We start from the raw sequence: 6946 nt of genomic DNA, 5'->3' as shown, positions 1-6946 counted from the left end.
TGGTGAGTGAGTCGATATCGATCTACAACAGCGAGCGTCCGCACCAGTCTTTGAAATACAAAACGCCCGATGCAATGCATCGGGCGTTGGGGTGAAACAGGTGTAAACCTATTTCAGGACTAGACAACGCTAAATCAGGCGAGCATTTTCGATGCCAGCCAGAACAGCCCCGCAGACAGTGCGATGGTGGCCGGTAAGGTCAGCACCCACGCCATCAGGATGGTTTTGATCGTACTGCTTTGCAGGCCGCTCTTGTTGGCGACCATGGTGCCGGCAACACCCGACGACAGGATGTGTGTCGTCGATACCGGCAGGGCGAAGACATTGGCCAGGCCAATGGCAAAGGCCGTGGTGATCTGGGCCGCCATGCCTTGTGCATAGGTCATGCCTTGCTTGCCGATCTTCTCGCCGATGGTTTTCACCACGCGCTTCCAGCCAACCATGGTGCCCAGCCCGAGAGCCAGAGCAACTGCCAGAATCACCCAGAATGGCGCGTATTCAGTGGTGGCGGTCAGATCTTTGCGCAGTTTTTCGAGGTCCGCTTTTTCACGGGCTTCAAGTGCTGGCAATTTGCTGACTTTCTTCGCGGTGTCGTCCAGGCAAAGCAGGTAGCGACGGATCTCGATACGCTTTTCAGACGGGAGCGAGTGGTAGTCTGCTACGCCTTTAAGCGAGCTCAGTAGCGCGGCGATGGTCGGCTCGGTTTGCTGCGGGTTGCAGCTGAACTGATCCGGCAAGTCGTCTTTTACGCTTTTGCCCAGTGCCAGGAACTCGCTCAGGGAGGCGTTGTTACGCTGATAGAACTGGCTCAGGTGCAGGGTTGCATCGCGAGTCCGCTCGATCTGATAGGTGGTGCTGTTGAGGTCCAGAACGAACGCACTTGGCACGATGCCGATCAGAACCAGCATGATCAGGCCGATGCCTTTCTGGCCATCGTTGGAGCCGTGAACGAAACTCACCGCCATGGCCGAGATCACCAGAACCAGACGGTTCCAGAACGGCGGATGCTTTTTGTCGTCCAGTTTGCGGCGTTGCTCCGGGGTCTTGTGCATCTTGGAGTTAGGACGCCACCACTTGAGACCAACCAGCAACAGTCCCGCAATCACGAATCCGGCCATTGGCGAGAATACCAGCGAGGCGCCAATGTCGATGGCCTTCTGCCAGTTAACACCTTCACTCACCGGAATTCCGTTGATCAGGGCATTGGCCAGGCCGACACCGAGGATAGAGCCGATCAGGGTGTGTGAACTCGACGCGGGAATCCCGAAATACCAGGTTCCCAGGTTCCAGGTGATGGCAGCGGCAAGCAGCGAGAACACCATGGCCAGGCCATGTCCGGTGTTTACATTGACCAGGAGCTCTACCGGAAGCAGGTGGACGATGGCATACGCCACACCGACCCCGCCCAGCAGAACGCCGAGAAAATTGAACACACCGGAAAAGAACACCGCCAGATGAGGCGGCATGGCTTTGGTGTAGATGACTGTTGCTACCGCATTCGCGGTGTCATGAAAGCCGTTTATGAACTCAAATGCGAGAACAAAGGCTAGGGCGAAGAAGAGGCTGATAAGAACCCAGGCGTCCAATCCGCTTAATAGATCGATCATGAAGGTTTTCTGACACGGTCATAAAGGGGTGCGGATTATGCCAGAAAACCCCGCTAATCGATGCACTAGCTGTCCGTTGGTAACATCTATAAATGAAAAAACCAGTGATGGCTATTCCCGGCAGAGAACCTGAACTCCTCTCCAAGCCGCTGATATCAAAGGCTGTACGCGTTCTTGCGGGGCTGATACCTGCCCTTGTGAAGGCTACGACTTAAGGATGAAATTTCTTCAATCCGGCCCGTGAGAAGGGGTAGTTTCAGCCTCGGCGTCACAAACCACAGCAATGCGCGCGCGAATGGCCAGTCGTCAGGGACCTCCAGCCGCGCTCAATAGCTGCATTCAGGCCAAAGGTTCAGGGTTCCTCTGGCTTGAGCTCTTGTTCAATTTTTTGAATTTCCTGGGAGAATGCCTGATCCAGCAGGCTGGCCCGTTTGCGCCAGGGTTCGCGCTCCGGTTCTGGCTGGGCAGCGTAGATAGTCACTTCGCCACCGTAAACATCCTTGTAACGTTGCTCCTGACGCTCAAGTTCTGCGCGCAGTTCGTCTTTCGTCACAGTATTACCTAATTGAGTTGAGATTAAATCCGGTGAACCATCGTGTACGAGAGGGCGTTCGATTTAACGTGTGTGCTCGCCTTGTGCACGGCCTGTAAGCAATGACAAGGTTAAACAAGCCGTTCTTTGCACGCCGCATGTCATCAACTAAAAATGCAGATCGCCACGGTAAGTGTTCACCCTCGAGGGGGACAACATGCAGTGCACTTGAATGTTAAGCCGCGGGGCTTGTTGAATTCACTCAGCGACTTGGATCCAATAACGGAGGGTGCTTGATTCTGTGCACTCACTTACTTAGGAAGCATGCTGGCCCAAGTAATGTTGCTACTATCGCCCAATAACTTCGGGCGCGTCAACTTTCGGGTGATCGGCGAGTCACGGCACTAAAGGCTTAACTAGATATGATACGAACCTTATCTATTAGTTGAGGGGGCGGGGAGTTGGCTGCACAAGTTTCAAGTCGGCGCCCGGGTTTAATCTGTGCGCTTTATACAGACGGTTTCTATCTGTGTCGGGCGCTTGACACATGAAATGTGAAAGGGCTGGTTTTTTAATAAAGACCGCAGGCGTTGATTAAGTGCGCTGATTGAAGATCATCGATCGGCATGTAAATGATCTCTCCATTACCCGCGCGGGCAATGGCAGGGCAATGCCGAGTCGATTGCGATTATCGCCCGACAGTTCGATAATCGCCCTCTGTTGTGTGGGTCAACGCGTTCTGCGGGTTGGACAGGTGGTTAATAACAATAAATTCAAGCAGGGGGATTGAAGATGAATGATGTATTGCGCAATGCCGCTACCTGTATCGCGCCTCCGATTGTGGCGTCGCCCGCCAAGCGTATCCAGGCGTTCACCGGCGATCCCGATTTTATGGCGTCATTGGCCCGGGGGCTGGCGGTGGTGCAGGCCTTTCAGGAGCGCAAGCGCCATCTGACCATTGCCCAGATCAGCCATCGCACCGAGATTCCACGGGCCGCAGTGCGCCGCTGCCTGTACACCCTGATCAAGCTCGGTTATGCCACTACTGATGGCCGTACTTATTCGTTACTGCCCAAAGTACTGACTCTCGGTCATGCCTACCTGTCATCGACACCTTTGGCGGTGTCGGCCCAGCCGTATCTGGACCGTATGAGCGAGCAGCTGCATGAGGCCTGCAACATGGCGACCCTCGAGGGTGACGACATTCTGTACATTGCCCGTTCGGCTACCACTCAGCGCCTGATTTCGGTAGATCTTTCCGTGGGCGGGCGGTTGCCGGCGTATTGCACCTCCATGGGCCGCATCCTCCTGGCGGCACTGGATGATGTGACATTGCACGAGTACCTGGCCCATGCTGAGTTTCAGGCCAAGACCAGCCGTACTCTGCATACGCCCGAAGCGTTGCTTGAGTGTTTGCAGCAGGTGCGGGAACAAGGCTGGTGTGTGGTTGATCAAGAGCTGGAGCAGGGCCTGCGTTCCATTGCAGTTCCGGTATATGACGCTTCCGGGCAAGTGCTCGCAGCCTTGAACGTCAGTACCCATGCCGCAAGAGTGAGCCGTACCGAACTGGAACAGCGCTTTCTGCCGATCATGCTGAGCTCCAGTCGCGACCTGAGTGCCCAGCTGTTCAGCTGAGGTGGGCGCACTAAGCGTTCGATAAACGCACAGTTAAGCGTTTATCGAATTGCATGCCGGCGGCGGGCTGATTATTGTCCGGGAGCGCCCTGGAATGCAGTCTGCCCAAGCATTCAACCAGGATTCGCCCACTATAATAAAGAAGAGGCCGAACGCCATGAACACCCCCCACTTCCTGATCTGGAAGCAGTCTTCGACGGTCCTCCCAAGACCGGTTTGACATCCTCTTTTATGTTTCTTGTGTGAGCAGCCGCTCCTTGGCAGGCTTTCGTTCACCTGCGTTTTCCCGGAATAAAAATAATGAATTCGTCTCAGTCTGCTGCAGGAAACTGCCTTGATGTGCAGTCCTTTATCAATACTCAGCCGCTCTCGCGTTACCAGTGGCGAGTAGTCATTCTGTGTTTTCTGATTGTCTTTCTGGATGGTCTGGACACCGCAGCCATGGGCTTCATCGCTCCGGCCCTGTCGCAGGACTGGGGGATAGACCGCGCCAGCCTTGGCCCGGTCATGAGCGCGGCGCTGATAGGCATGGTATTCGGAGCCTTGGGTTCGGGGCCGCTGGCTGACCGTTTCGGGCGAAAAGTGGTGCTGGTGGGGGCCGTGCTGGTGTTTGGCGGGTTTAGCCTGGCCTCGGCCTACAGCACTAATGTCGATCAACTTCTGGTCTTGCGCTTTTTAACCGGCCTGGGCCTTGGCGCCGGGATGCCGAACGCCACCACCTTGCTGTCTGAGTACACACCGGAGCGCCACAAGTCGCTGTTGGTGACCAGCATGTTCTGCGGTTTCAATCTGGGCATGGCAGGCGGAGGTTTCATCTCGGCCAAATTGATCCCGATGTACGGCTGGCACAGCCTGTTGCTGATCGGCGGGATCTTGCCGTTGCTGCTGACATTGGTTCTGGTGGTGTGGCTGCCGGAATCTGCGCGTTTTCTGGTGGTACGCAATCGAAGTATTGAGCTGATTCGTAAAACCCTGGCACCCATTGCTCCGGCCATTGTTGCCGGCGCCACCCGCTTCAGCGTGCCCGAGCAGCAGACCGTCAAGGCGCGCAATGTATTTGCCGTGATCTTCTCCGGGACCTATAGCGCCGGCACCTTGTTGCTGTGGCTCACCTACTTCATGGGGCTGGTGATTGTGTATCTGCTCACCAGCTGGCTGCCGACCCTGATGCGTGACAGCGGGGCCAGCATGGAGCAGGCCGCGTTTATTGGTGCGCTTTTCCAGTTCGGCGGAGTCTTGAGTGCCGTGGGTGTGGGATGGGCGATGGATCGATTCAATCCGCACAAGGTAATAGGTGTGTTCTACCTGCTGGCTGGGGTGTTTGCCTACGCAGTAGGGCAGAGCCTGGGCAATATCACGATCCTGGCCACTCTGGTTCTGGTGGCCGGTATGTGTGTAAACGGCGCGCAATCTGCGATGCCGTCCCTGGCGGCGCGTTTTTACCCGACCCAAGGGCGGGCCACGGGCGTTTCGTGGATGCTCGGGATTGGTCGCTTCGGCGCCATTCTGGGGGCCTGGATGGGCGCAACCCTGCTGGGCTTGGGCTGGAACTTCGAGCAAGTGCTGACGGCGCTGGTGATTCCGGCAGCTCTGGCGACCACCGCGGTACTGATCAAAGGCATGGTCAGTCACGCCGATGCAACCTGATTGCGGGTTGATTAGTCAGCAAGCTAACTATGTGTTCGATTAGCGCACACATAGTCGATTATCGGATTGTTCAGGTTGAGTCGGCGGCTTAACCTGCCAGACATCATTTCGTTGCACTACGCCGTCAAGCATGTAATTGCCGCTCACCGCGGGCCGCTCGATGTTGAACTCAGCGGCTTGCGTGACCGCGCCTACAGCGCTGGCCCGTGGCCAACACCAGGAGAAGCCTGATGCGTGAAGTTTTTATCTGTGATGCGATTCGCACCCCCATTGGCCGTTTTGGCGCAGGTCTGGCCGCAGTGCGTGCCGATGATCTGGCGGCAGTGCCGATCAAGGCGCTGATCGAGCGTAATCCCGGGGTTAACTGGAACGAAGTTGATGAAGTATTTTTCGGTTGTGCCAACCAGGCCGGCGAAGACAATCGCAACGTGGCACGCATGGCTGCTCTGCTGGCCGGGCTGCCGGAAACCATTCCGGGCGTGACCCTTAACCGGCTGTGTGCCTCGGGTATGGATGCCATTGGTACAGCCTTCCGGGCGATTGCCAGCGGCGAGATGGAGCTGGCGATTGCTGGCGGCGTCGAGTCGATGTCCCGCGCGCCCTTTGTGATGGGCAAGGCGGACGCTGCCTTCTCGCGCAACATGAAGCTCGAAGACACCACCATCGGCTGGCGTTTTATCAACCCGCTGATGAAAGCTCAGTACGGTGTCGACCCGATGCCGCAAACCGCCGATAACGTTGCCGATGACTATCACATCTCCCGCGCCGATCAGGACGCCTTCGCCCTGCGCAGCCAGCAACGCACAGCCGCAGCCCGGGCTGCCGGCTACTTTGCTGAAGAGATAGTGCCGGTGCGTGTTGCGCACAAAAAGGGTGAAACCGTCGTTGAACACGATGAGCATCCGCGCGCCGATACCACCCTTGAAACCTTGAGCAAGCTCAAGCCGGTCAATGGTCCGGACAAAACCGTGACTGCCGGCAATGCTTCAGGGGTGAACGATGGCGCCGCGGCACTGATTCTGGCCTCGGCTGATGCCGTCAAACGTCACGGCCTGACCGCCCGTGCCCGGGTACTGGGCATGGCCAGCGCCGCAGTGGCACCGCGGGTAATGGGTATCGGTCCGGTACCTGCAGTGCGCAAGCTGGTTGAACGCCTGGGCCTGGCCGTCAGCGATTTTGACGTGATTGAACTCAATGAAGCCTTCGCCAGCCAGGGCCTGGCGGTTCTGCGCGAGCTGGGGCTGGCGGACGATGCGCCACAGGTCAATCCCAATGGCGGAGCAATTGCCCTGGGCCATCCGTTGGGCATGAGCGGTGCGCGAATTGTACTGACCGCATTGCATCATCTTGAAAAAACCGGTGGCAAAAAAGGGCTTGCCACCATGTGTGTCGGTGTCGGGCAAGGTCTGGCACTGGCCATCGAGCGGGTTTGACAGTCAGGCATTGAGCACAGGGCCGAACCACTGTCTCAGTCGTTCGGCTTACTTGTGGTTGTGGTGATAGTTGTTGCAAGGTATGTCTAACT

5 protein-coding genes and 1 pseudogene are annotated in these 6946 nt (G+C 56.9%); 4 read left to right on the top strand and 2 right to left on the bottom strand.

Going from position 1 to position 6946, the window contains the following annotated elements; all coding sequences use genetic code 11:
- Positions 1–123, top strand: a pseudogene (locus EQV90_RS20985) (hypothetical protein); the annotation flags it as partial.
- A gap of 11 nt (positions 124–134) precedes the next feature.
- Here EQV90_RS20985 and EQV90_RS20980 read toward each other — a convergent pair.
- Both EQV90_RS20980 and EQV90_RS20975 read right to left on the bottom strand, forming a co-directional pair.
- Positions 135–1607, bottom strand: coding sequence for an inorganic phosphate transporter (locus EQV90_RS20980; RefSeq protein WP_003443096.1), 1473 nt, complete (start codon positions 1605–1607; stop codon positions 135–137).
- Positions 1608–1959: 352 nt separating this feature from the next.
- Positions 1960–2160, bottom strand: a complete 201-nt coding sequence (locus EQV90_RS20975) for a hypothetical protein (protein WP_240878628.1) — start codon at positions 2158–2160, stop codon at positions 1960–1962.
- A gap of 771 nt (positions 2161–2931) precedes the next feature.
- On the opposite strand from EQV90_RS20975, the gene pcaR reads away from it, so the two are divergent.
- From pcaR to pcaF, 3 genes are all read left to right on the top strand, one after another.
- Positions 2932–3774: a pca regulon transcriptional regulator PcaR gene (gene pcaR, locus EQV90_RS20970; RefSeq protein ID WP_003443092.1), complete on the top strand. Its 843-nt coding sequence runs from the start codon at positions 2932–2934 to the stop codon at positions 3772–3774.
- A 300-nt stretch (positions 3775–4074) separates the two neighbouring features.
- The gene (locus EQV90_RS20965; RefSeq protein WP_003443090.1) at positions 4075–5421 is read left to right on the top strand and encodes an MFS transporter; all 1347 of its coding nucleotides are present in this window, start codon (positions 4075–4077) and stop codon (positions 5419–5421) included.
- Between the two features lie 227 nt (positions 5422–5648).
- Positions 5649–6854, top strand: coding sequence for a 3-oxoadipyl-CoA thiolase (gene pcaF / locus EQV90_RS20960; RefSeq protein WP_191985176.1), 1206 nt, complete (start codon positions 5649–5651; stop codon positions 6852–6854).
- Positions 6855–6946: the final 92 nt, after the last annotated feature.

The organism is Pseudomonas sp. TMW22089 (genome assembly GCF_022496645.1).
GTDB classification, from domain to species: Bacteria; Pseudomonadota; Gammaproteobacteria; order Pseudomonadales; family Pseudomonadaceae; genus Aquipseudomonas; species Aquipseudomonas paraversuta.
This window is presented reverse-complemented; position numbering and strand designations above follow the sequence as displayed.